The sequence below is a fragment of the Streptomyces sp. CGMCC 4.7035 genome, assembly GCF_031583065.1.
Classification (GTDB): Bacteria; Actinomycetota; Actinomycetes; order Streptomycetales; family Streptomycetaceae; genus Streptomyces; species Streptomyces yaanensis.
Genome location: NZ_CP134053.1, coordinates 1603872 through 1625662, shown reverse-complemented (window position 1 = coordinate 1625662; position 21791 = coordinate 1603872). Strand labels below are relative to the sequence as shown.

The window sequence follows — 21791 nt, the reverse complement described above, 5'->3', positions numbered from 1 at the left end:
AGCGCCGGGTTGCGCAGCCTCCCCCGGGCACCGGGCACAGCTGCAATGGCCCCGGCGGCAACTACATACGCGCCGGTACCCCGGTAAGCGCCGTCACCACAGGATCCAACGCCTGATGAATCTCGTCCCCGATCGACCGAAAGAACGGCAGCGGCGCCCCATACGGATCGAACACCTCGTCCGCCTCCGCCGTCGGCGCGAGCAGCCACCCCCGCAGCGCCGCCGCCGCCCGCACCAGCGCGCGGGCACGCGCCACCACGCCGTCCTCCAGCGGAGGCAGCGTGGCCGGGTCTATCGCCCGCACCAGGCGGGTGAACTCCTTCAGCGTGAAGGTGCGCAGTCCCGCCGAGTGCCCCATGGAGATCACCTGGGCGCGGTGATCCCGCGTAGCGGTCAGCACCAGGTCCGCCATGATGACGTGCTCGTCCAGGAGCTCGCGGCCCATGAAGCCGGAGGCGTCCGCGCCGAAGTCCGCCAGGACCGCCTCCGCGTTCGCCTCCATGGGCGCACCCTCATGGCCCCAGGTGCCCGCACTCTCCACGACCAGCCCGCCGCCGAGTACGCCGAGCCGCTCCGTCACGAAATGGCGGGTCAGCCGCTCGGTGATCGGCGAGCGGCACACGTTGCCCGTGCTGACGTGGAGGATGCGGAAGGTGTCACGCGGGAGCCCGACGAACGTCGTCGTGATCTCCGCTGCCCTTTCCCCGTTGCCTATGCCACGCCCCGCGTCAGGGGCTGTCAATTCGCCACCTCGAGGTCGGGTACGACCTTGCGCAGCTCGTCGGCCGACAGCGCGCCCTCGCGCAGCAGGACGGGCACCTTGCCCGTGACGTCGACGATCGACGACGGGACGTTGCCGGGGGTCGGACCGCCGTCCAGGTAGACGGAGACCGAGTCGCCGAGCATCTCCTGCGCGGCGTCACAGTCCTCCGGCGCCGGGTGGCCCGTCAGGTTCGCGGAGGAGACGGCCATGGGGCCGACCTCGGTCAGCAGCTCGATGGCGACCGGGTGCAGCGGCATGCGCACGGCAACCGTGCCACGGGTGTCCCCCAGGTCCCACTGGAGGGACGGCTGGTGCTTGGCGACGAGCGTGAGGGCGCCCGGCCAGAACGCGTCGACCAGCTCCCAGGCCATCTCGGAGAAGTCCGTGACGAGGCCGTGCAGGGTGTTCGGGGAGCCGATGAGGACGGGCGTGGGCATGTTGCGGCCCCGGCCCTTGGCCTCCAGCAGGTCGGCCACGGCCTCCGAGGAGAACGCGTCGGCGCCGATGCCGTACACGGTGTCGGTCGGCAGCACCACGAGTTCGCCACGGCGGACGGCGGACGCTGCCTCGCGCAGACCGGTCGCGCGGTCGGTCACGTCATTGGTGTCGTATCGCCGTGCCATGTCTAGAGGGCCTCCTCGTACACGTACTGCTGGATCATGTACTGCGGGATCACGTACTGCGGAATCACGTACTGCGGGATCACGTACTGCGGGACTGAAGTCTTCGACGTGGGCGTGCCCCACGCAATGCCGCGCGCCGTGCTCACGGCAGCGCCCTGCGGGCGGTCGCGAAGCGCGGGCGGTTGTTGAGGTCGGGGTGGTCGGCCGCGTCGGCCCAGCCGCGTTCCTCGGTGAAGATCCACGGCACCTGGCCGCCCTGCGTGTCCGCGTGCTCGATGACGACGACGCCGCCGGGGCGCAGCAGCCGGTGCGCGGTGCGCTCCAGGCCGCGGATGAGGTCCAGTCCGTCCTCGCCGGAGAACAGGGCCATGTCCGGGTCGTAGTCCCGGGCCTCGGGAGCGACGTACTCCCATTCGGTCAGCGGGATGTACGGCGGGTTGGAGATCACGAGGTCGACCTGGCCGTCGAGGTCCGGGAAGGCCGTGAGGGCGTCTCCCTGACGCAGGTCGACCCTGGACCCCTCCATGTTCTTACGGGTCCACGTCAGGGCGTCCTCGGACAGCTCCACGGCGTGCACGCTCGAGCGCGGCACCTCCTGGGCCAGGGCGAGCGCGATGGCGCCCGAACCGGTGCACAGGTCGACGATGCACGGCTCGACCACGTCCATGGCGCGCACGGCGTCTATGGCCCAGCCGACGACGGACTCGGTCTCCGGGCGCGGCACGAACACCCCGGGCCCGACCTGGAGTTCCAGGTACCGGAAGTAGGCGCGCCCGGTGATGTGCTGGAGCGGCTCACGGGCCTCCCGGCGGGCGATGACCTCCCAGTAGCGGGCGTCGAAGTCCGCGTCCTTCACGGAGTGCAGCTCGCCCCGCTTGACGCCGTGCACGAAGGCCGCGAGCTCCTCCGCGTCGGTGCGCGGCGAGGGCACGCCGGCGTCGGCCAGCCGCTGGGTGGCCTGGGCCACCTCCGCGAGCAGCAGGTTCACGCTCGTCCTCCGTACTTGTACTGGGCTGCCTACTTGTACTGGGCTGCCTTACGCGGCTGCGAGCTTGGCGGCCGAGTCCGCGTCGACGCAGGCCTGGATCACCGCGTCGAGGTCGCCGTCCAGGACCTGGTCCAGGTTGTACGCCTTGAAGCCGACGCGGTGGTCCGAGATGCGGTTCTCCGGGAAGTTGTACGTACGGATCTTCTCGGAGCGGTCGACGGTGCGGACCTGGCTGCGGCGGGCGTCGGCGGCCTCCTTCTCCGCCTCCTCCTGCGCCGCGGCGAGCAGCCTGGAGCGCAGGATACGCATCGCCTGCTGCTTGTTCTGCAGCTGGCTCTTCTCGTTCTGGCAGGAGGCGACGACTCCGGTGGGAATGTGCGTGATGCGCACCGCGGAGTCGGTGGTGTTGACGGACTGACCGCCGGGTCCGGAGGAGCGGTAGACGTCGATCCGAAGGTCGTTCGGGTTGATCTCGACGTCGACCTCCTCGGCCTCGGGCGTGACGAGGACACCGGCCGCGGAGGTGTGGATACGGCCCTGGGACTCGGTGGCCGGCACGCGCTGCACGCGGTGCACGCCGCCCTCGTACTTCAGCCGGGCCCATACGCCCTGGCCGGGCTCGGACGTGGCGTTGCCCTTGGTCTTCACGGCGACCTGGACGTCCTTGTAGCCGCCCAGCTCGGACTCGGTGGAGTCGATGATCTCGGTCTTCCAGCCGACGCGCTCGGCGTACCGCAGGTACATCCGCAGCAGGTCGCCGGCGAAGAGCGCCGACTCGTCACCACCGGCACCCGCCTTGATCTCCAGGATGACGTCCTTGTCGTCGCTGGGGTCGCGCGGAATGAGCAGGAAGCGCAGCTTCTCGGTCAACTCCTCGCGCTGCTTCTCCAGCTCCTTGACCTCGGCGGCGAAGTCCGGGTCGTCGGCGGCCAGTTCGCGCGCGGTCTCGATGTCGTCGCCGGTCTGCTTCCAGGAGCGGAACGCGCCGACGATCGGGGTCAGCTCGGCGTAGCGCTTGTTGAGCTTGCGCGCGTTCGCCTGGTCCGAGTGGACCGACGGATCGGCGAGCTTCTTCTCCAGGTCGGCGTGTTCACCGACCAGTTCCTCGACCGCCTCGAACATCTCCGGCTCCCATGGGATGTCCCCCTGCCCGGCCCGGGTGTGGGGACGTATGTACGACGAATAGGGGCTGCACCGCAAAGCGCCGGTCTCGGCGCCCCCTGAACGGAGGCACCGAAGACCGGCGCTGTGGGCTCGCTACTTCTTGGCAGCGGCAGCCTTGCCGAAGCGGGCCTCGAAGCGGGCCACACGGCCACCGGTGTCGAGGATCTTCTGCTTGCCCGTGTAGAACGGGTGGCACTCGGAGCAGACCTCGGCCCGGATGGTGCCGGACTCGATGGTGCTACGGGTGGTGAACGACGCGCCACAGGTGCAGCTGACCTGCGTCTCGACGTACGCGGGGTGGATGTCGCGCTTCAAGGTGTCTCCTAGGTTCGGGAGGGCGCCGGGTCGCAGCCGCGGGATACGGAAGCGTGAACCGGAGCCGACGTACCAGTCTGCCAGGACTGACCGCATCCCCCAAAACCGGGGCCATGGGTGAACTATTCCCGAGGGAGTCAGACTGCGGACAGTGATGCCGCCGCAGCTGCCGTAGCTGCGGGCAATCGTGCCGCTGGGGCGGCACGGGTGGGCGCAGCGGCACCCGGCAAGCGCCGGGAAGCGAAACCCCGGTACCTCAGCCGCACCCCCGGGCACCCTCAGGACGAGGCCACAACCCCGCCCGCCTCCCCCGTAGCGGAGCCCTTCGTCGCACTGGCCGGAATCGCCCGGTCGTTCTTCAGCGCGTCCCACACCAGCCGCGCCTTGGCCTTCTCCACCACGACACGGTTGGGGTTCACCGGATCGTACTGAACCGGCATCGTCACCATGTTCATGTGGGACGAGCTGATGCCCTTCAGCCCGTCCGCGAAGGCCGACAGTTTCGTGACCGAACCCAGGTCGGTGTCGGTGGTGACGGCCTTGGTGGCGGTGACGGCGAGGTCGTACAGCTTGGTCGGGCTGGTCAGGATGCCGATGTGCTTGACCTGGTCGACCAGGGCCTTGACGAAGGCCTGCTGGAGCTGGATCCGGCCGAGGTCGGAGCCGTCGCCGACACCGTGCCGGGTGCGGACCAGGCCGAGCGCCTGCTCGCCGTCGAGCGTGTGCGGGCCGGCCTTCAGGTCGAGGTGGCTGTCCTTGTCGTCGATGTCCTTGGTGGTGGTCACCCGAACGCCGCCGAGTTCGTCGATCAGCTTCTGGAAGCCGGAGAAGTCGACCTCGAGGTAGTGGTCCATCCGGATGCCGGTGATCGACTCGACGGTCTTCACGGCGCAGGCGGCGCCCCCGGTGGAGTACGCGGAGTTGAACATCGCGCCGGAGACCGCCGGGTGCGCGGTGCCCTTGGAGTCGGTGCACTCGGGGCGGTCGATGAGGGTGTCGCGCGGGATGGAGACCACGCTGGCCCGCTTGTGGCCCTGGTAGACATGCACGATCATCGCAGTGTCGGAGCGGGCGCTGCCGTCGTCGGTGCCGCCCCCCAGCTTTTTGTTGCTGCCCGAGCGGGTGTCCGAGCCCAGGACCAGGATGTTCTCGGAGCCGTTGTCGACCTTCACGGGCCGTTGGGTGCCGAGGGCCTGGTTGATGTTGACGCTCTTGATGTTGCTGTTGAGCGTGAAATAGAGGTAGCCGGCTCCGGCGCCGCCGAGCACAAGGATGCCCCCGGCGGTCCAGGCGGTGACGAGGAGGGCCTTGCGTCGCGTGCCGTGAGGCCTGCGGCGGCGCCCCTTGCCCCGGTGGCGCGAGCCGTTCGTGGTGGCCTCGTCGGCTATGCCGACATCCGGCGTGCTCTCGGCAGGCATGTGCTCCTCAGTCCTGGACGCCCTCTGCTCCATCGTCACTCCGTTCGGTCAGACGGAGAAACCGGAGACAGGGTTGCACAACGCAGAGTGTCCACGACGTGGGCCGACAAACACACTGGGTCACCACCGAGCGCACAGAAAGCGCGTTCACCAGGCATTTCCTCCACAGGCATCGCACCACTCGCGACCGGTCACCTGTGGCGAACGTCTCGCTACGCACACAGGGCCGCCCCATCCTTTTCGGACGAGGCGGCCCTTGAGCGCGCCCTCAAGGGGCGCGGGGAACTGCGCGACCAGCCACGAACGGACCCGCGGTCAACAAACCACCTCAGTCCGCGGCCCCAGCGGAGCGCTAGTCGCCGTTGCCCGGCGCCGGCGTCGACTTCTGGATCTGCATCAGGAACTCGACGTTCGACTTCGTCTGCTTCATCTTGTCGAGGAGCAGCTCGATCGCCTGCTGCTGGTCGAGCGCGTGCAGCACCCGGCGCAGCTTCCAGACGATGCCGAGCTCCTCGGCGCCGAGCAGGATCTCTTCCTTACGGGTACCGGACGCGTCGACGTCCACCGCCGGGAAGATGCGCTTGTCGGCGAGCTTCCGGTCGAGCTTGAGCTCCATGTTGCCGGTGCCCTTGAACTCCTCGAAGATCACCTCGTCCATGCGGGACCCGGTGTCCACCAGGGCGGTGGCGAGGATGGTCAGCGAACCGCCGTCCTCGATGTTGCGGGCCGCACCGAAGAAGCGCTTCGGCGGGTAGAGGGCCGTCGAGTCGACACCACCGGACAGGATGCGGCCGGAGGCGGGCGCGGCGAGGTTGTACGCACGGCCCAGACGCGTGATCGAGTCGAGCAGCACGACGACGTCGTGACCCAGCTCCACCAGACGCTTGGCACGCTCGATGGCGAGCTCCGCGACCGTGGTGTGGTCCTCGGCCGGGCGGTCGAAGGTCGAGGAGATGACCTCGCCCTTGACCGACCGCTGCATGTCGGTGACCTCTTCCGGACGCTCGTCGACGAGGACGACCATCAGGTGGCACTCGGGGTTGTTGTGCGTGATCGCGTTGGCGATCGCCTGCATGATCATGGTCTTGCCGGTCTTCGGCGGGGCCACGATCAGACCACGCTGGCCCTTACCGATCGGCGACACCAGGTCGATGATGCGGGTGGTCAGCACGCCCGGGTCGGTCTCCAGACGGAGCCGGTCCTGCGGGTACAGCGGCGTCAGCTTGTTGAACTCCGGGCGGCCACGGCCGTGTTCGGGCGCCATGCCGTTGACGGAGTCGAGGCGGACCAGCGCGTTGAACTTCTCGCGGCGCTCGCCCTCCTTCGGCTGACGGACCGCGCCGGTGACGTGGTCACCCTTGCGCAGGCCGTTCTTGCGGACCTGGGCGAGGGAGACGTACACGTCGTTGGGGCCGGGCAGGTAGCCCGAGGTGCGGATGAACGCGTAGTTGTCGAGGATGTCGAGGATGCCCGCGACGGGGATCAGGACGTCGTCCTCGGCGAGCTGCGGCTCGGGCGCGCCCATGTCGTCACGGCCGCGACGGCCACGGCGGTCGCGGTAGCGGCCGCGACGGCCCCGGCGTCCGCCCTCGAAGTCGTCGTCGTCCTGCGGACCGACGTTGCGGTCCTGACGGTCCTGACGGCCGCCGCCCTGCTGCTGGCCCTGCTGGCGGTCCTGGCGGTCCTGACGGCCGCCGCCCTGGCCCTGCTGCTGGTCGTCGCCCTTGCCGCGGCGGTCGCGGTCGCGGTCGCGGCCACGCTCGCGGCGGTCGCGACGGCCACGGCCCTCGCCGTCAGCGGCGTCGCCCTTGGCCTCGCCCTGCGGCTGCGCCTGCTGGGCCGGGGTCTCGGCCTTCGGCTCGCTCTTCGCCTCGGCGGCGACCGTCTCGGGGCTGCCGGCCTCGGCGGTGGCGCGGCGCCGGCGGCGCTCGGCCGGGGCGTCGTCACCGGCACCCTGGCCGGGGATCTCGATCTGCTGCTGGGCCACGGCCTTCTCGGCGGCCTTCTCGGCCTTGGCCTCGGCCGGAGCGGCGTCGCCGCCGGTACGGGTCCTGGAGGTGGCCCGGCGCTTCGGCTTCGTCTCGGTGGCGTCCCCGACGGGGGCTGCCGCCTTGGCCGGGGCGCCGGCGCCTGCCTGCGCCTCCTTGATGACCTCGATCAGCTGGCTCTTGCGCATGCGCGCCGTGCCCCTGATACCGAGGCCGGACGCGACCTGCTGCAGCTCGGCCAGCACCATGCCCTCGAGGCCGGTACCGCGGCGCCGCCGGGAGCCGGCACCGGTGGCAGGCGCGGAAGCGTCCGTGGCGGGCGCGGCAGCGGTCTCCTCGACACGTGCGCCCATCAGATCGGTGGTGTCGCTCACGAAGGGTCCTTCCCTGGAGCGGACGTCGGCCTGTCTGGCTCGGCGACCGGTTGTGCTGTCCGGCTTCGGTCCTGTCTGTGTGAACCGTGCCGGGGCGGTGGTCCGCCAAAGAGGCGGAGGAAATTTCTGGTGATTGGCGCTTCCCGAAGCCGTGGCACCCGGTTTTGTGTCAGGCGGCTCGGTCGCGCCGATTCCGGAGCGTGCTCGGCAAACCGCTCAGTGTCCGCGTACGACGTACGGCCCAGGTACGAAATACGAAACACAGTGCGACGTGGGAAGCTCCCGGAAGAAGGGTGGTCCCGGACGGGGACACCAAGCACCTCGCCATGGCTGGGTCGGGTGCAGACTTGAGGTTAACACTACCGGATCCAACAAACATTCCCCCTCTCGAAATCCGGCAACCGTGTGTCAGGGCGCAAGCGGCAGCACGCTCGCTCCCTGACTGTCCAGGTCCAGCCGGTTGGCGGCCCAGCCCTCGCCGGCCAGGTCGGCGACCTTGTCGGCGCTCGCGGCGTCGGCCAGGGCCAGGACGGTGGGGCCGGCGCCGGAGATCACCGCGGGGATCCCGTCGGCCCGCAGCCGCTCCACCAGCGCGGCGCTCTCCGGCATGGCCGGGGCGCGGTACTCCTGGTGGAGGCGGTCTTCGGTGGCGGGCAGCAGCAGCTCGGGGCGCCTGGTCAGGGCCTCGACGAGCAGGGCGGCACGGCCCGCGTTGGTGGCGGCGTCGACGTGCGGCACGGTGCGCGGGAGCAATCCGCGCGCGGTCTCGGTCAGGACCGGCTTTCCGGGCACGAAAACCACCGGAACGATGGAATCTGCGGGGTCCAGGCGGATCGCCCGGGCGGCACCGCGCTCCATCCAGGAGAGAGTGAAACCGCCGAGGAGACAGGCCGCGACGTTGTCCGGGTGGCCCTCGATCTCGGTGGCGAGTTCCAGCAGCGCGGCGTCGTCGAGCCGGCTGTCGCCGCCTATGGTCACGGCGCGGGCGGCGACGATGCCGGCGCAGATGGCGGCGGAGGAGGAGCCGAGGCCACGACCGTGCGGAATGCGGTTGGCGCAGACGATTTCCAGACCGCGGGGCTGCCCGCCCAGGACGTCGAACGCGGCACGCAGGGACCGTACGAGGAGATGCTTCTCGTCACGCGGCAGCGTCTCGCTGCCCTCGCCCGCGATGTCGATGTGCAGCCCGGAGTCGGCCACCCGGACGACCACGTCGTCGTACAGCCCCAGCGCGAGGCCGAGGGCGTCGAAGCCCGGGCCGAGGTTGGCGCTGGTGGCGGGGACGCGCACCCGGACGGCGGCGGCGCGGAAGGCTGGACCTGCCATCGCTCGATGACTCTCCTTGAGCTGCGTGACAGTCGAATGACTTCGATTTACGTCGATGTACTTCGATTGACTGCGATTGACTTCGATACGTGCGGGATTGACTTCGATACGTGCGGAAAACCCGAGGGCCGGGCCGCAGGGACGGCGCGGTACCGCGGCATATGCGGCGGGCGGGTTCAGTACAGCCTATCGAAGGAAGGTTCTGTGGCGACATAGGGCGCACAGGAGGCGCACGATGCGTGTCGTAAGCCCCCTGTGCACCCTCTGCCGGATGCCTACAGGGTTATCCCCCGTGGCCCCCGTGGTTATCCCCCGTCGGCGGCCCGGTTACGCGGGCTGAGGGCCCGGTTACGCGGGCCGAGGGCCTGGTTACGCGGGCCGGTTACGCGGGCCGAGGACCTGGTTACGCGAGCCGAGGCGCGAACGCGGCTGTTCACGCGAGCCCGAGGCGCTCCGCCGCGGTCGCCGCGTCGACCGGGACGGTGACGGGCTGCGGGGCGCCCGCGACGGCCCAGTCGGGGTCCTTGAGGCCGTTTCCGGTCACGGTGCAGACGATCGTCTGCCCGGGATCGACCTTGCCCTGCTCGGCGGCCTTCAGCAGACCGGCCACGGACGCGGCGGACGCGGGCTCGACGAAGACGCCCTCCTGGGAGGCCAACAGCCGGTAGGCGCGCAGAATCTCACGGTCCGTCACCTCATCGATGAGACCGCCCGATTCGTCCCGGGCCGCCAGGGCGTACTGCCACGACGCCGGGTTGCCGATGCGGATCGCGGTGGCGATGGTCGACGGGTCCTTGACGACCTCACCGCGCACGATCGGCGCCGAGCCGGAGGCCTGGAAGCCCCACATGCGGGGAGTCCGCCCGGCGATGCCGTCGGCGGCGTACTCCTTGTAGCCCTTCCAATAGGCGGTGATGTTGCCCGCGTTGCCGACGGGAAGTACGTGGATGTCGGGCGCGTCGCCGAGCATGTCCACGATCTCGAAGGCGGCGGTCTTCTGCCCCTCGATACGCACCGGATTGACGGAATTGACCAGCGCCACCGGGTAGTTGTCGGAAAGCTCCCGGGCCAGGGTGAGGCAGTCGTCGAAGTTGCCGTCGACCTGGAGGATCTTCGCGCCGTGCACCAGCGCTTGCCCCATCTTGCCGAGCGCGATCTTGCCGCGGGGCACGAGAACGGCCGAAACCATCCCGGCGCGCACGGCGTACGCGGCGGCGGAGGCGGACGTATTACCGGTGGAGGCGCAAATGACAGCCTTCGCGCCCTCCTCCTTGGCCTTACTGATGGCCATGGTCATGCCGCGGTCCTTGAAGGACCCGGTGGGGTTGGCACCCTCCACCTTGAGGTGGACGTCGCAGCCCGTGCGCTCGGAGAGCACCTGCGCGGGCACGAGCGGCGTACCGCCCTCCCGGAGGGTGACGACCGGCGTGCTGTCGGACACCGGCAGCCGATCCCGGTACTCCTCGATGATTCCGCGCCACTGGTGGGTCATTGCTGCTTACTCTCCTTCAACCCGCATGATGCTGGCGACACCCCGCACGGTGTCGAGGCTGCGCAGCGCCTCGACGGTCCCGGCCAGGGACGCGTCGGACGCACGGTGGGTGACGACGACCAGGGAGGCCTCGCCGTCCTTGCCCTGCTGGCGCACCGTATCGATCGAGACATCGTGCTCGGCGAAGACGGTGGCGACCTGGGCGAGAACGCCCGGTTTGTCAGCGACGTCAAGGCTGATGTGATACCGCGTGACGACATCGCCCATCGGGGACACCGGCAGGGCGGCGTATGCGGACTCACCGGGCCCGGTGGCACCGCTGAGCCGGTTGCGGCAGACGGCGACGAGATCGCCGAGAACGGCGGAGGCGGTCGGCGCACCGCCGGCCCCCGGCCCGTAGAACATGAGCTGCCCGGCGGCATCCGACTCGACGAAGACCGCGTTGTACGCGCCGCGCACGGAGGCGAGCGGGTGGGTCAGCGGAATCATGGCGGGGTGCACGCGCGCGGTGACCGAGCCCCCGTCTGCGGCACGCTCGCAAATGGCGAGCAGCTTGATGGTGCAGCCCATCTGCTTCGCGGAGGCGAAGTCGGCGGCGGTGACCTCGGTCATTCCCTCGCGGTAGACGTCGTCGAGGCGCACACGCGTGTGGAAGGCGATCCCGGCGAGGATGGCGGCCTTGGCGGCGGCGTCGAACGCCTCGACGTCGGCGGTGGGGTCGGCCTCCGCGTACCCGAGGGCGGTGGCCTCGTCGAGGGCTTCCTGATACCCGGCGCCCGTCGAGTCCATCTTGTCGAGGATGAAGTTGGTCGTCCCGTTGACGATCCCGAGCACCCGGTTGACCTTGTCACCGGCGAGGGACTCGCGCAGCGGCCGGATCAGCGGAATGGCACCGGCGACAGCGGCCTCGTAGTAAAGGTCCTTCCCGTTCCCCTCGGCCGCCGCGTGGAGGGCGGCCCCGTCCTGGGCGAGCAGCGCCTTGTTGGCGGAGACGACGGAGGCGCCGTGCTCGAAGGCGGTGGTGATGAGGGTCCGGGCCGGCTCGATACCGCCGATGACCTCGACGACGACATCAATGTCCCCGCGTTTGACGAGGGCGGTGGCGTCGGTGGTGACGAGATCGGGATCGATGCCCTCGCGCACCTTGGAAGGCCTCCGGACGGCGACCCCCGCCAGCTCGACGGGGGCCCCGATCCGGGCCGCGAGGTCGTCGGCGTGCGTCGTCATGATGCGCGCCACCTCTGAGCCGACAACCCCACAGCCCAGCAGCGCCACCTTCAGCGGACGCGTACGCATCATCCGACCTCGTTTCCTCATGCGGTCTACGGTTGGACCAGTCTCACTCACCGGACGGTAGTTTCTACCCTTCGTCCGGATCGTGAGATGTCTATTTCATCTTGTCGGCGGCGGAAGACGGGAGATCTTTCGCAGATCTCCCGCAGATCTGTCGCAGCTCTTCCGCCGCGGGCCTTGCGGTGTATTTGCGGGTCTTGCGGCGTATTTATCGGCCTGCTGCTGTATCGGCCTGCTGCCACCCGACATCGAGTGTCACCCGACATCGAGGCGGAGGAGGTCATCCTCCGTCTCACGGCGGACGATCACCCGGGCCTCGCCGTCGCGCACGGCGACGACGGGCGGGCGCAGCGCGTGGTTGTAGTTGCTGGCCATGGAACGGCAGTACGCGCCGGTGGCGGGCACGGCGATGAGGTCACCGGGTGCCAGATCGGCGGGCAGGAAGGCGTCCCGCACCACGATGTCCCCGCTCTCGCAGTGCTTGCCGACGACACGGACGAGCATGGGCTCAGCCTCGGAGGTACGGGAGACGAGGGCGACGCTGTACTCGGCGTCGTACAGCGCGGTGCGGATGTTGTCGGACATGCCGCCGTCGACGGAGACGTAGGTGCGCAGCCCGTCGAGGGGCTTGATCGTGCCGACCTCGTAGAGGGTGAAGGCGGTGGGCCCGACGATGGCGCGCCCGGGCTCGACGGAGATGCGGGGAGTGCGAAGGCGTGCGGACTCGCACTCGCGGCTGACGATCTCGGTCAGCGCCTTGGCGATCTCGTGGGGTTCACGGGGATCGTCGTCACTGGTGTACGCGATCCCGAGCCCGCCCCCGAGGTCGATCTCGGGCAGCTCGACGCCGTGCTCGTCGCGAATGTCCTTGAGAAGCCCGACAACCCGATGGGCGGCGACTTCAAAGCCCGACATGTCGAAGATCTGGGACCCGATGTGACTGTGAATCCCGATGAGTTCGAGCCCGTCGAGCTGGAGGGCACGGCGCACGGCCTCGGCGGCCTGCCCGCCGGCGAGCGGGATACCGAACTTCTGGTCCTCGTGGGCGGTGGCGATGAACTCGTGCGTGTGAGCCTCGACGCCGACGGTGATACGGATCTGCACCCGCTGCCGCTTACCGAGGGAGGAGGCGATGTGGGCAACCCGCACGATCTCCTGGAAGGAGTCGAGAACAATCCGCCCGACGCCGGCCTCGATGGCCCTCGTGATCTCGTCGATGGACTTGTTGTTGCCGTGGAAGGCGATGCGGTCGGCGGGCATGCCACCGGCGAGGGCGGTGGTGAGCTCACCGCCGGTGCACACGTCGAGATTGAGCCCCTCTTCATGCAGCCACCGCACGACGGCGCGGGACAGGAAAGCCTTCCCGGCGTAGAAAACGTCGGCGTCGGCCCCGAAGGCGGTACGCCAGGCGCGCGCACGGGCCCGGAAGTCGGCCTCGTCGAGGAAGTAGCCGGGGGTGCCGAACTGCTCGGCGAGGGTCTTCACGTCGATGCCGCCGACGGTGACGACTCCGTCGTCATTGCGGGTGACGGTCTGGGCCCACACCTTGACGTCGAGGGCGTTGAGGTCGGCGGGCGGGGCGGAGTAGTGGCCGTCGGGGAGGACGTCGGCGTGGCGGGGCCCGGCGGGGTGTGCGGAACGGCTCATGTCGGTGAGGGCTTTCTCGGAAGTCTCGAAGATCGCGGAGGTCTCGAAGATCTCGGAGATCTCATAGGTCTCATCAGAGGTCTCATCAGAGGTCCCAGAGGTCTCAGAGGTAGTCGGGTGCGCTGATGCCGAGCAGGGACAGGCCGCCGGCCAGCACCGTCCCGGCGGCTTCGGCGAGCGCGAGCCGGGCCCGGTGGGCGGCCGAGGGTTTCTCGTCGCCGAGCGGGAGCACGGTGTGCTGAAAGGCGAGCAGGGCATCGGCAACGCCGACAAGGTGCCGGGCGAGCCGGTCGGGCGCGCGGTGGGCGGCCGCCTGGGTGAGGGCGGTGGGGTATCCGGCTAGGGCGCGGAGGAGGGGGGTCGCGTCGGAGACGTGGGAGGCCGCGCCAGGCACCAGCGGCGTCGCATCGGGTACGTGACCGGGGGCGCCGTCGAATGCGGGACGGGGCGTGCCGTCGAATGCGAGACGGGCCGTGTCGTCGAATGCCAGACGAGCCGTGTCGGAGACGTCGCCGGGGACGGCCTCAAAACCCAACCGGGCGGCGTTGCGGGTGAGCGCGCGGGCACGGGCGTGGGCGTAGCGGACGCGGAAGAGGGGGTTGCTCTCGCGCTGAAGGAGATGGTCGGCGGTGATCCGGGGCCGGTCGTGGGCGGCGGGGTACAGCAGAGCCCAGCGGGCGGCGTCGGGGCCGAGGGGGGCGGGATCCTCCGGGGCGGGGACGGGCCGCAGGTCCACGGGCTCTCCGGGCCGCGCGTGGTCGACTTCGGCGCGGCCGCCCTGGGTGGCGATCACCCGGACGAGGGTGTCGGCGACGACTTCGGCGCGGATGTCGTAGGGGATGCGGAGGGGGATGACGTGGCCGGTGAGGGTGGGGGTGTGGCCGTAAGCGGCGGGGCTGCTGCTGCCACTGGTACTGCCGAGGCGGTGGGGGTCGCTTCCGTCCCGCCGTTCGAGAATCTCGCGGACGAGGGCGGCGGTGGCGGTGGCCCGTTCGAGGTGGATGTTGAGGAAACCGGGCCCGGTGATCTCGACGTCGGCGACGCCGGCCGTGTCACGGAGGCGGGGGCGCAGAATCTCGGCGACGTCGAGGGGCGGCTTCCCCGCCGGACGGGCGAGCTGGAGGGCGATGTTGGTGGCGTAGTCGCCACAGCCTCCGGGCCCGGGCGGAGTGACCACAGCACGTGCGGGCACGGGCACGCTCAGCTCCCCGTCATCCACAGCACGACGCACCGCGCGCAGCACGGTGCGGGAGAGCTCGACGGGGGTCACGGGACAAGGGTATGGGAGGAGGGGGGTGGGTAGGCGAGCCGATTTGGGCGGGGGTCCGGGATGTGGACGGGGTGGGGTGCGGCCTGGGGTGGAACTCTGGCCCAACCGTGGCCCGATCCTGATCAATGCTTGATCAACTGTTGACCGGCCTTAGCGGTGCTTGGCCGATCCGCTCCCCCTGCCCGGCGGTGCTCCTTGGCTGACCCAGTGCCCCTGTCCGACGGTGGCCGGATGGCCGGATAGCCGGACGGTCAGCCGCCCGCATGCCCCGCATGATCGGCGCGTCCGGCGCACTCGGCCTCGTCCGCATCGAGATCGAGGACGCGCCCGAAGCGGGACGCTTCCGCTCCGACGCGCCCGCGACGCTCCATCAACTCCTTCACGAGCTGGACGAGTTCGTTGGGCTCAAAGGGCTTGGCGAGAAACGCGTCAACACCGACGTCGAGGCCGCTCTCGACCTCGTACTGCGTGCAGGCGCTGATGATGGCGAGGGGGAGACCGCGGGTACGGGGATCGGCACGGAGCCGCGCGGCGGTGCGCAGCCCGTCGAGCCGGGGCATGACGACATCGAGGGTGACCACATCGGGCCGCACCTGATGGACGACGTCCAGACACTCGGCACCGTCGGCCGCGGTCACGACCTCGATGCCCTCCAGCTCGAGGTTGACCCTGATCAGCTGCCGGATGACCTTGTTGTCGTCCACAACAAGAACCCGGCCGGACGCGCCTGGCACAACTCGAGAGTAGGTCGGCACAGGGGGTCGCGTCCGGGTTTTCCCCACTTCCACCCCGTCCGGGCGAGCCGGCCTCGACGCTTCCACTCCATGCAGGGAAGCCACCCTCGACGGGACCGCCCGGTAAACGTTCATGACGACCCCGAAAGAGCTGGTAGGGTTCTACCCGTCACCGCAGAGAGCGGCCGACACGCCCCCGTAGCTCAGGGGATAGAGCAACGGCCTCCGGAGCCGTGTGCGCAGGTTCGAATCCTGCCGGGGGCACCCTGTATGAGGTGCCAAAAGACCCCGTGACCAGCGGAAACGCTGAGTGCGGGGTCTTTGTGTTTGTGCAGGCGTATGCAGCGCTGAGCGGCCCTAGGACGGGCTCTGTGGACTATTCATGGACAGGATCTTGGGTCATCTTCCCTGGTCAGCCGCTGCGAAGAGAGGTCACCGGGCGGCCCATCGCTGACCGGCTCGCCGCAGACCACTCTGGCATTCGCCATGCGCCCACGCCAGCCGCGCCCTAGGCTGCCCCCACGCTGCCATGTCCAAGGGGGGACGATGACAACCGCAGTTGAACGCCTGCGTGCCACTTCCGAGGCCGTGCGCATCATCGAGACGTTTGCAGGCCGCGGCGAGATCGAGATCTTCTCGATGGAACAACTCCGCCGCATCGGGAAGCACCGGAGCTTGCGAGGGAAAGCTCTCACGCATATCACCGAGATCCTGCGCGCCCGACAGTTCGAGCACCTACCTGTTCGCCTACCAAGCAGGCAGAACCACCACATCGTGGCCTGGCGACGGGGCACACCCGGCACTGAACTACTGGAGAGAGTCCAATGGCTCAGCCGTGAGGCGGGAAGCCACGGGGCTGCCGCGCAGCTCTCAGATGCTGAGATCGTTCAGCTGTACCGTGCCGCACTAGCTGAGCGGGAGAGGACCGCGCAACGTCATGAAACATGACGTCTGAGCAAGCGAGTACAGCCGTGAATCCTCTTAGCGGGCAGGCTCGCCTGAAATAAATGTAGAGCCCCCTGGAAGAGTCCAGGGGGCTAAAGCCTCGCGTTGAGCTGCCTCACTCGTACTCGCGCAGCAGCTCTTCGATCTTGCGGTTGGCGATCTCCTGCCGACCGTCGATGCACTTAGCGTAGCGGCTCAGCAGCACCTCGACGCTGTTGCCCGCACGCTCGGCGACCTCGGTCGGGTCAACGCCCGAGTTGAGCCACGTCGACAGCGCCGAGTGCCGAAGGTCGTACGGGCGTGCAGCGAGCGGCGAGGCAACCACGGCCGGCGGGAGAGCCAGCGCACGAGCCTCCTGCCACACGCGGTAGTAAGTGGAGGAGCCGACCACTCCCCCACGCTCGTTGGTGAACAGCCGCCCGTCCGTCGCGGTGCCGAAGGTGTCGAGGTGATCCCGGAGGATGGCAACGAGCTGCGGCGGAATCGGCACGGGCCGCACCTCTTCGACGGGCCGGTTTTTAAGTCCGCGATCGTCGTGCGTCTCACCAGAGTCGGTCCATCGCTTGCCGACGCTGGGGCGGGTGCGATTCAGCAGAGCCGTTCCCCAGCCCGTTTCCGGCAGTTTCAGGTCTGCCTCTTTGAGGCCGACAGCCTCAGCCGAGCGAAGAGCGCCGTAGTACATGCAGGCGAACAAGCCGACGAGTCGCCGGCCGCGCGCACGGCCATATCCGCCAACGTACGAGACCGCAGTCAGCAGAGCACGAGCCTGTTCAGGGTTCGCCACTACTCGGGGATCTACTTCCTTGACCACCTTCGGTTTCTTCCAGCGAACCGCAGTGATCGGATTCTCCTTGAACTCGCCGAGATCCACAGCGTAGTGCATAGCGTTGACCAGAGTCCGCCGCTTGCGCCGTACGGTTTCTGCCGCAGCCGCCGTTCCATCGAGCTTGAGCTTCAGGGAGTCCAGGACCGCCCTGCCGACCACTGCGTCGGCGAGGTCCGAGAGAGGGCGCGATGCCTTGGCCACCCAGTGCAGGGTGTTCGCGATCTCGGTCGGCAACTCGCGGTCGTCCGGACCGGGAAGGACGAAAGCCCAGTTACGAAGCGCCTTCCTGAGGAGGTCATCGGCCGGCCGCCCAGGACGATCGTCGAGGAGAGCCACGGTGACAGCGGTCAACGACTCGTTGATCCCGTCGCGGGTGTTCGGCGCAGCGTGCGGCCACTTCATGGCCAGGTATTTCAAGGCGAAGGCGTACCACGTCATCGAGGGCGCCTTTTCGACCATCGAGTCCGGCATCCCGGTAGCCGCGTCGAACTCCTCACCGTCGCGCATTGCACGCAGGAGCTTGGAACGGTAGTTGTCCGCGAGTCCCTTGGTGCGGAACTGTTCGGAGAACACGTTCCCGGAGACGATCCACCTCACGTCATAGGACGGTTTCTTGGTGTTCCTCTTCCGAACGCCCCAGACCTTCACGTCGAGTGACTTCACGCCGCTGCCCTCTCTCGGCTGTTCAGCCAGGCCGTGAAGTCGCTGCGCCACACCCGCAGTTCGCCATTGGGCAGCTTGAAAGCTCGCGGAGCCTGCCCCAATTCTCGCCAGCGGTAGAAGGTCCGACGTGATACCCCTTTGAGTTCGGCGAGGATTTCCGGAACGGTCATCAGCTCGTCTTTCACGCCAGTTCTCCTTCCAAGGCTTCGCGTGCGGTTTCGCGGTTGAGTTCGATGTCCCGCCGGATGGTGGCGGCGAGGGCGGATTCACCCGGGGTATGACCGTGGCCGGCGTACTGCCAGTCGGCGAGGACGAGGACGGTGTCCGGCTCGTGTTCGTCCAGGCCGAGGGCAGCGCGTTCCTGCGCGGCGCGGTACTCGGCGCGTGTCTGGCGGAGGGCGCCGAGCGTGGTCGAGTAGCGGCGGGACTTGGACGAGAAGTGCCCGCGGAAGCCGAGCATGTGAGCCCAGGCCCACAGGCGCCGGTCCGGGTACAGCTCATCGAGGTCTCGGCATGCGGTGATCAGGCGCCGGGCGTGGTCGGGGACGCCGTGGCGGTCGAGTTCGGAGAGTTCGCCGATGCGCCGGTCGAGGGTACCGGTGTTCTCGGCCGCCTTGGTGGCGTACTTGGCCACGTAGGAGGCGACCGCCTGTTCCGTGAGGTCGGAGCCGTCACCGAACGCCTTGACCGGCCGTACGTCGAGCTGTCGGCCCCACTGGAAGGTGCGGGCGGGTTGCTCACCGGCGGCGGGAACACTGACGCGGCTGTACGGGTGCGCGGCGGCGGCGCGGATGGCGTCGGTGAGCAGGTCGGTCGTGGCCCAGGACGGCGGGGCGGAGTCGGCTCCGTCGGGACCGTCGAGGCGGATCACGGCATGGAAGTGGACGGCGCCCCGCTTCTGGAACTCGGCGACCTTGCCGTAGGACAGTCGGCAGGTCTCGGCGAGTTCGCGCTGTGTCAGTCCGGCGCGCTTGGCGATCTCGCGGCGGAGCCGGTTGATGGTGCGCATCCACAGCTCACCCGCGTGGTTGTTGAACAGCACGGCGCCGGCGTAGTCGTACGTGCCCGGATCGAGCGCCGTACCGAGGGCGGGGTCGTCGGCGGGGTGGCGGGTGCCACAGCGGCAGGCGCCACGGTCGGGCCGGTTGTGGACCGGGCCGAACGAGGGCGCGGTGAAGGTGGCGAACACCCGCGGGTGATCCCGCACGGTGCTGGGGATGTCCTTGTCCGGGTCGCCGGCGAGTCCGGCGCGGATCAGGTGGTAGGTGTCCCCAGCGTAGGTCCAGGCGCAGGCGGGGCAGCGGGAGGCCCGGCGGTTGCGACAGGCGACGCGGAGCCGTCCGCCGGGCTCGTTTTCGGTGCTGTAGCGGTGCAGGGTCTCACCGGTGACCTTGTCCTTGTGGACCACCCAGCCGCGCAGATGGATGGGGTCGGAGCAGCCGCCGGTGCGCTTGATCTGGTCTTGCCAGCGGTCGAAGCCGGGAAGCCCGGCCACCCGGAGGAGATCCCCCAGGGTGACCGGGTCCAGGCCCGCAAAGGTCGCGGTGTCGGTCATGCGGCACCCTCCGGAGCGATCTCGGCGATGCAATCCAGTGCCACGGCGGCTTCCTCAGCCGCGCGAGCCAGAGCGCGCAGGGCGTCAGCACATCCCGGTTGAGCGATCAGCGCCACGTCGATGAACTCGCCGCCGACACGGAGGCTGACGAAGCCGTCCTCGCCGGGCGTGGGGGCGAACACGTTCACGCGGGTGGTGGTGTCCGGCTCCAGATGCGCTGAGGTGGTGAGGGTCCTCATGTCCTCACCTCCCGGTCCGCACGAGCGAGGCGGCGGGGCGGGTGTGGCCGGTGCCCTTGCAGGTCGGGCAGTCGACGCGGAGGGTGACGCGGGTGCCGTCGGTGTGGCGGGTGCCGGTGTCGATGGCGACGGTGGCGAAGCCGTCGCAGTCGCGGCAGATCGGCATGCTCGGGTTGCTCTGGGGCATGATGGGCCGTGCCTTTCTGGTCCGTGGATCGGGAAGGGGAGGCGCCCGGAGCGGCGGAAGTTTGGCGACCGAGGCCGCTCCGGGGGCCGGTCAGCGCCGCTTGGTCTCGGAGGCCAGCAGCGAGCGCAGGACGACGGCGACCACGGCTACCGATGCGCCGGTGATGGCGACCGCCAGGAGCATGGAGACGAGGACGGCGCCGACGACCAGGACCACGGCGGTGCCGCCGCCGACGAGGGCAAGCACGGTGCCGGGGGTGAGCTGGACCACCGGGCGGGACGGCGCCGGGGTCGTCGGGGCGGCCGGCGGGGTCTGGACGCTGGGAACGATGGCGGTCGGCTCCACGGCGGCGGGCGGGGTGACGTGTCCGGTCGGGGTGGGCATGGTGGGGATCTTCGGGCGGAGCATGGTGGGACTCCCTTCCGAGGGGGTTACTTGATCAGGCCGTTGATGGCGGGGGCCAAGACGCTGTCGGCGAGGAGGAAGCCGCCGAGCAGGAGCACGGCGATGAGCCAGGCCGGCGGGCGGATGAGCTTGACGCCGAGGTAGCCGATGACGAGGAGCGCGAACCAGAGCGGGACCTGCATGGCGGTGGACTCCTAGCGGACGCGGCAGCGGTGGGTGCGGGCGGCGAGCTGGGCGGCGGACTGGCTGGAGTAGTCGGCGGACCAACCGCAGTCGTCGGAGGTGCACACGGCGGCGTGCTTGGTCTGGCCGTGGCGGTCGCGGTGGGTGCCGATCTGCACCGGACCGATCTGCATCACGGAGTGGAAGAAGTCGCGCATGGGCATTGCTGAACTCCTTGCCTGTCAGGCGAGTTGGGCGGCGATGGCGTCGGCCATGGGCGCGGGGACGCCGAGGCGGGCGCGGAGGGTGTCGGTGTCGATCGGGGAGCCGGTACGGGCCTCGTGGTCGGCGGCGACCTTGCGCGCATGAGCGACCAGCGGAGCCGGGACCGCCACCTCGGGAGCAGGGGCGGGGGCCGGGTCGGCGGCGGGTAGCGCCGGGGTGTCGTCGGCGGCGGCCACCGGCTCCGGAATGGACTCCGGTTCGGCGTCGGACTCAGGAGCCGGATCAGTGGCCGGGACAGGAGCCGCCGCTACCGGTGCCGGGTCGCTGGCCGAGTGCGCGAGCAGGGTGCCGCCGAGGAAGGCGAGCGCGGGCCAGCCGGCGATGCCGAGTCGGAGCAGCGCGGGCGGGTTGGCCAGGTCGAGGAAGCCAGCGGTGGCGACGTTGGCGCCGAGCGAGGCGAACAGCGCGATCAGGAACCAGCACCAGGCCAGCCGGGACGGGCCGCTGTTGCGCAGCCGACGCCAGGCGGCGACCAGGAGCAGGTCGACGCTGATTGGGTAGGCCCATGCCTTCCAGCCGGACTGTCCGGCGGCGGCGGCCAGGTCGTGAAGGTGGGCGAAGGACAGAGCGCCGGCGATCACGGCCTGTACGAGGACGGCGTCCGGGCGGATCGAGCGGGTCATGTCGTCACCTCCCTTTGCGGGTTGGGCCAGGGGCGGGGCGAGGATCGAGTCCGGCCGCCCAGCCCCGGCAGGGGTTCAGTCGGTGGTGGCTTCGCCGGATCCCCAGCAGGTCAGGCACAGGCCGGTCTGCCGGTTGTCGGTGGCACGGCCCTTACGGGCGCCAACCCGGACGGTTTCGGTGATCTCGCCGGTGCCGTTGCAGTCGGGGCACGGCTTCGGCCGGGGCTTGCGGCGGGCGGCGGGCTTCTTCGCGGTCGGCACGGTCACCACCCCTCGCCGGGGTACTCGGGGCCCTCGTTCGGGTCATAGCCGGGCGGGAAGGTGCCGGGCGGCGGCTCCGGCAGCGACGCCGCCAAGCACGGGCCCACGGTGTCGATGAAGTCCTGGTCAGCGCCGATCCTGTCGGCGTACAGGGCCAGGTCGCCGAGCATCACCACGGTGCGGGTGAAGTCCTCACAGTCGGGGCACATGGCGGGCGATCTCCCTTCTTCGGGCATGGCTCGGGT

General features: G+C 69.6%; 26 protein-coding genes and 1 tRNA gene. 2 read left to right on the top strand and 25 right to left on the bottom strand.

Annotation, left to right across the window (positions count from 1 at the left end; translation table 11 throughout):
• Window positions 1–61 precede the first annotated feature (61 nt).
• The 14 genes from Q2K21_RS06800 to Q2K21_RS06735 form a co-directional block, all read right to left on the bottom strand.
• On the bottom strand, window positions 62–742 hold the full coding sequence (locus Q2K21_RS06800; protein ID WP_310766982.1) for an arsenate reductase/protein-tyrosine-phosphatase family protein: 681 nt from the start codon (window positions 740–742) through the stop codon (window positions 62–64).
• On the bottom strand, window positions 739–1386 hold the full coding sequence (locus Q2K21_RS06795; RefSeq protein WP_310766980.1) for an L-threonylcarbamoyladenylate synthase: 648 nt from the start codon (window positions 1384–1386) through the stop codon (window positions 739–741). Before Q2K21_RS06795 ends, Q2K21_RS06800 begins: the two co-directional genes overlap by 4 nt.
• Window positions 1387–1388: 2 nt before the next feature.
• Window positions 1389–1532, bottom strand: a complete 144-nt coding sequence (locus tag Q2K21_RS06790) for a hypothetical protein (RefSeq protein WP_310766978.1) — start codon at window positions 1530–1532, stop codon at window positions 1389–1391.
• Window positions 1529–2374, bottom strand: a complete 846-nt coding sequence (gene prmC, locus Q2K21_RS06785; protein WP_310766975.1) for a peptide chain release factor N(5)-glutamine methyltransferase — start codon at window positions 2372–2374, stop codon at window positions 1529–1531. The genes Q2K21_RS06790 and prmC overlap by 4 nt, the downstream gene beginning before the upstream one ends.
• A gap of 48 nt (window positions 2375–2422) precedes the next feature.
• Complete coding sequence (prfA, locus tag Q2K21_RS06780; RefSeq protein WP_310766972.1) at window positions 2423–3496, bottom strand: peptide chain release factor 1; 1074 nt, start codon at window positions 3494–3496, stop codon at window positions 2423–2425.
• A 135-nt stretch (window positions 3497–3631) separates the two neighbouring features.
• Window positions 3632–3853, bottom strand: a complete 222-nt coding sequence (rpmE, locus tag Q2K21_RS06775; protein WP_103838593.1) for a 50S ribosomal protein L31 — start codon at window positions 3851–3853, stop codon at window positions 3632–3634.
• 278 nt (window positions 3854–4131) lie between these two features.
• Window positions 4132–5271, bottom strand: coding sequence for an LCP family protein (locus Q2K21_RS06770; protein WP_310766970.1), 1140 nt, complete (start codon window positions 5269–5271; stop codon window positions 4132–4134).
• Window positions 5272–5623: 352 nt separating this feature from the next.
• Window positions 5624–7633, bottom strand: a complete 2010-nt coding sequence (rho, locus tag Q2K21_RS06765; protein ID WP_310766968.1) for a transcription termination factor Rho — start codon at window positions 7631–7633, stop codon at window positions 5624–5626.
• Between the two features lie 408 nt (window positions 7634–8041).
• Window positions 8042–8959, bottom strand: coding sequence for a homoserine kinase (gene thrB / locus Q2K21_RS06760; protein ID WP_310766966.1), 918 nt, complete (start codon window positions 8957–8959; stop codon window positions 8042–8044).
• Window positions 8960–9392: 433 nt separating this feature from the next.
• The gene (gene thrC / locus Q2K21_RS06755; RefSeq protein WP_310766963.1) at window positions 9393–10451 is read right to left on the bottom strand and encodes a threonine synthase; all 1059 of its coding nucleotides are present in this window, start codon (window positions 10449–10451) and stop codon (window positions 9393–9395) included.
• A 6-nt stretch (window positions 10452–10457) separates the two neighbouring features.
• Window positions 10458–11747, bottom strand: coding sequence for a homoserine dehydrogenase (locus Q2K21_RS06750; RefSeq protein ID WP_310780674.1), 1290 nt, complete (start codon window positions 11745–11747; stop codon window positions 10458–10460).
• 252 nt (window positions 11748–11999) lie between these two features.
• Window positions 12000–13391 carry a diaminopimelate decarboxylase gene (gene lysA, locus Q2K21_RS06745; RefSeq protein WP_310766961.1) on the bottom strand — a complete coding sequence of 464 codons (1392 nt, stop codon included), beginning with the start codon at window positions 13389–13391 and terminating at the stop codon, window positions 12000–12002.
• A gap of 103 nt (window positions 13392–13494) precedes the next feature.
• Window positions 13495–14661 (bottom strand): ArgS-related anticodon-binding protein NrtL, encoded by a 1167-nt coding sequence (gene nrtL, locus Q2K21_RS06740; protein ID WP_310766957.1) that lies wholly within the window; start codon window positions 14659–14661, stop codon window positions 13495–13497.
• 251 nt (window positions 14662–14912) lie between these two features.
• Window positions 14913–15395: a response regulator transcription factor gene (locus tag Q2K21_RS06735; protein WP_386276023.1), complete on the bottom strand. Its 483-nt coding sequence runs from the start codon at window positions 15393–15395 to the stop codon at window positions 14913–14915.
• A gap of 192 nt (window positions 15396–15587) precedes the next feature.
• Here Q2K21_RS06735 and Q2K21_RS06730 point away from each other — a divergent pair.
• Both Q2K21_RS06730 and Q2K21_RS06725 read left to right on the top strand, forming a co-directional pair.
• Window positions 15588–15659: transfer RNA gene (locus Q2K21_RS06730), tRNA-Arg, on the top strand.
• 282 nt (window positions 15660–15941) lie between these two features.
• Window positions 15942–16343, top strand: coding sequence for a hypothetical protein (locus Q2K21_RS06725; protein WP_310766954.1), 402 nt, complete (start codon window positions 15942–15944; stop codon window positions 16341–16343).
• Between the two features lie 112 nt (window positions 16344–16455).
• Here the strand turns inward: Q2K21_RS06725 and Q2K21_RS06720 are convergent, their stop codons facing one another.
• The 11 genes from Q2K21_RS06720 to Q2K21_RS06670 all read right to left on the bottom strand — a co-directional run bounded on the left by Q2K21_RS06720 (window position 16456) and on the right by Q2K21_RS06670 (window position 21755).
• Complete coding sequence (locus Q2K21_RS06720; protein ID WP_310766952.1) at window positions 16456–17829, bottom strand: tyrosine-type recombinase/integrase; 1374 nt, start codon at window positions 17827–17829, stop codon at window positions 16456–16458.
• A complete protein-coding gene (locus tag Q2K21_RS06715) occupies window positions 17826–17999 on the bottom strand; it encodes a helix-turn-helix transcriptional regulator (RefSeq protein ID WP_078917071.1) in 174 nt (57 codons plus the stop codon). The genes Q2K21_RS06720 and Q2K21_RS06715 overlap by 4 nt, the downstream gene beginning before the upstream one ends.
• 11 nt (window positions 18000–18010) lie before the next feature.
• On the bottom strand, window positions 18011–19384 hold the full coding sequence (repSA, locus tag Q2K21_RS06710; protein ID WP_310766949.1) for a replication initiator protein RepSA: 1374 nt from the start codon (window positions 19382–19384) through the stop codon (window positions 18011–18013).
• Window positions 19381–19623 (bottom strand): hypothetical protein, encoded by a 243-nt coding sequence (locus Q2K21_RS06705; RefSeq protein WP_310766946.1) that lies wholly within the window; start codon window positions 19621–19623, stop codon window positions 19381–19383. Before Q2K21_RS06705 ends, repSA begins: the two co-directional genes overlap by 4 nt.
• A 4-nt stretch (window positions 19624–19627) precedes the next feature.
• The gene (locus Q2K21_RS06700) at window positions 19628–19810 is read right to left on the bottom strand and encodes a hypothetical protein (RefSeq protein WP_310766943.1); all 183 of its coding nucleotides are present in this window, start codon (window positions 19808–19810) and stop codon (window positions 19628–19630) included.
• 90 nt (window positions 19811–19900) lie between these two features.
• A complete protein-coding gene (locus tag Q2K21_RS06695; protein WP_310766941.1) occupies window positions 19901–20218 on the bottom strand; it encodes a SpdD-like protein in 318 nt (105 codons plus the stop codon).
• A 23-nt stretch (window positions 20219–20241) separates the two neighbouring features.
• Window positions 20242–20397, bottom strand: coding sequence for a hypothetical protein (locus tag Q2K21_RS06690; RefSeq protein ID WP_310766938.1), 156 nt, complete (start codon window positions 20395–20397; stop codon window positions 20242–20244).
• A 12-nt stretch (window positions 20398–20409) separates the two neighbouring features.
• A complete protein-coding gene (locus tag Q2K21_RS06685) occupies window positions 20410–20601 on the bottom strand; it encodes a mobile element transfer protein (RefSeq protein ID WP_030610028.1) in 192 nt (63 codons plus the stop codon).
• 18 nt (window positions 20602–20619) lie between these two features.
• Window positions 20620–21285 carry a DUF2637 domain-containing protein gene (locus Q2K21_RS06680; RefSeq protein WP_310766932.1) on the bottom strand — a complete coding sequence of 222 codons (666 nt, stop codon included), beginning with the start codon at window positions 21283–21285 and terminating at the stop codon, window positions 20620–20622.
• Between the two features lie 75 nt (window positions 21286–21360).
• A complete protein-coding gene (locus Q2K21_RS06675; RefSeq protein ID WP_310766930.1) occupies window positions 21361–21546 on the bottom strand; it encodes a hypothetical protein in 186 nt (61 codons plus the stop codon).
• Between the two features lie 2 nt (window positions 21547–21548).
• Entirely contained in the window at window positions 21549–21755 is a 207-nt protein-coding gene (locus Q2K21_RS06670) for a hypothetical protein (RefSeq protein ID WP_093678883.1), read from the bottom strand.
• Between the last annotated feature and the right edge of the window lie 36 nt (window positions 21756–21791).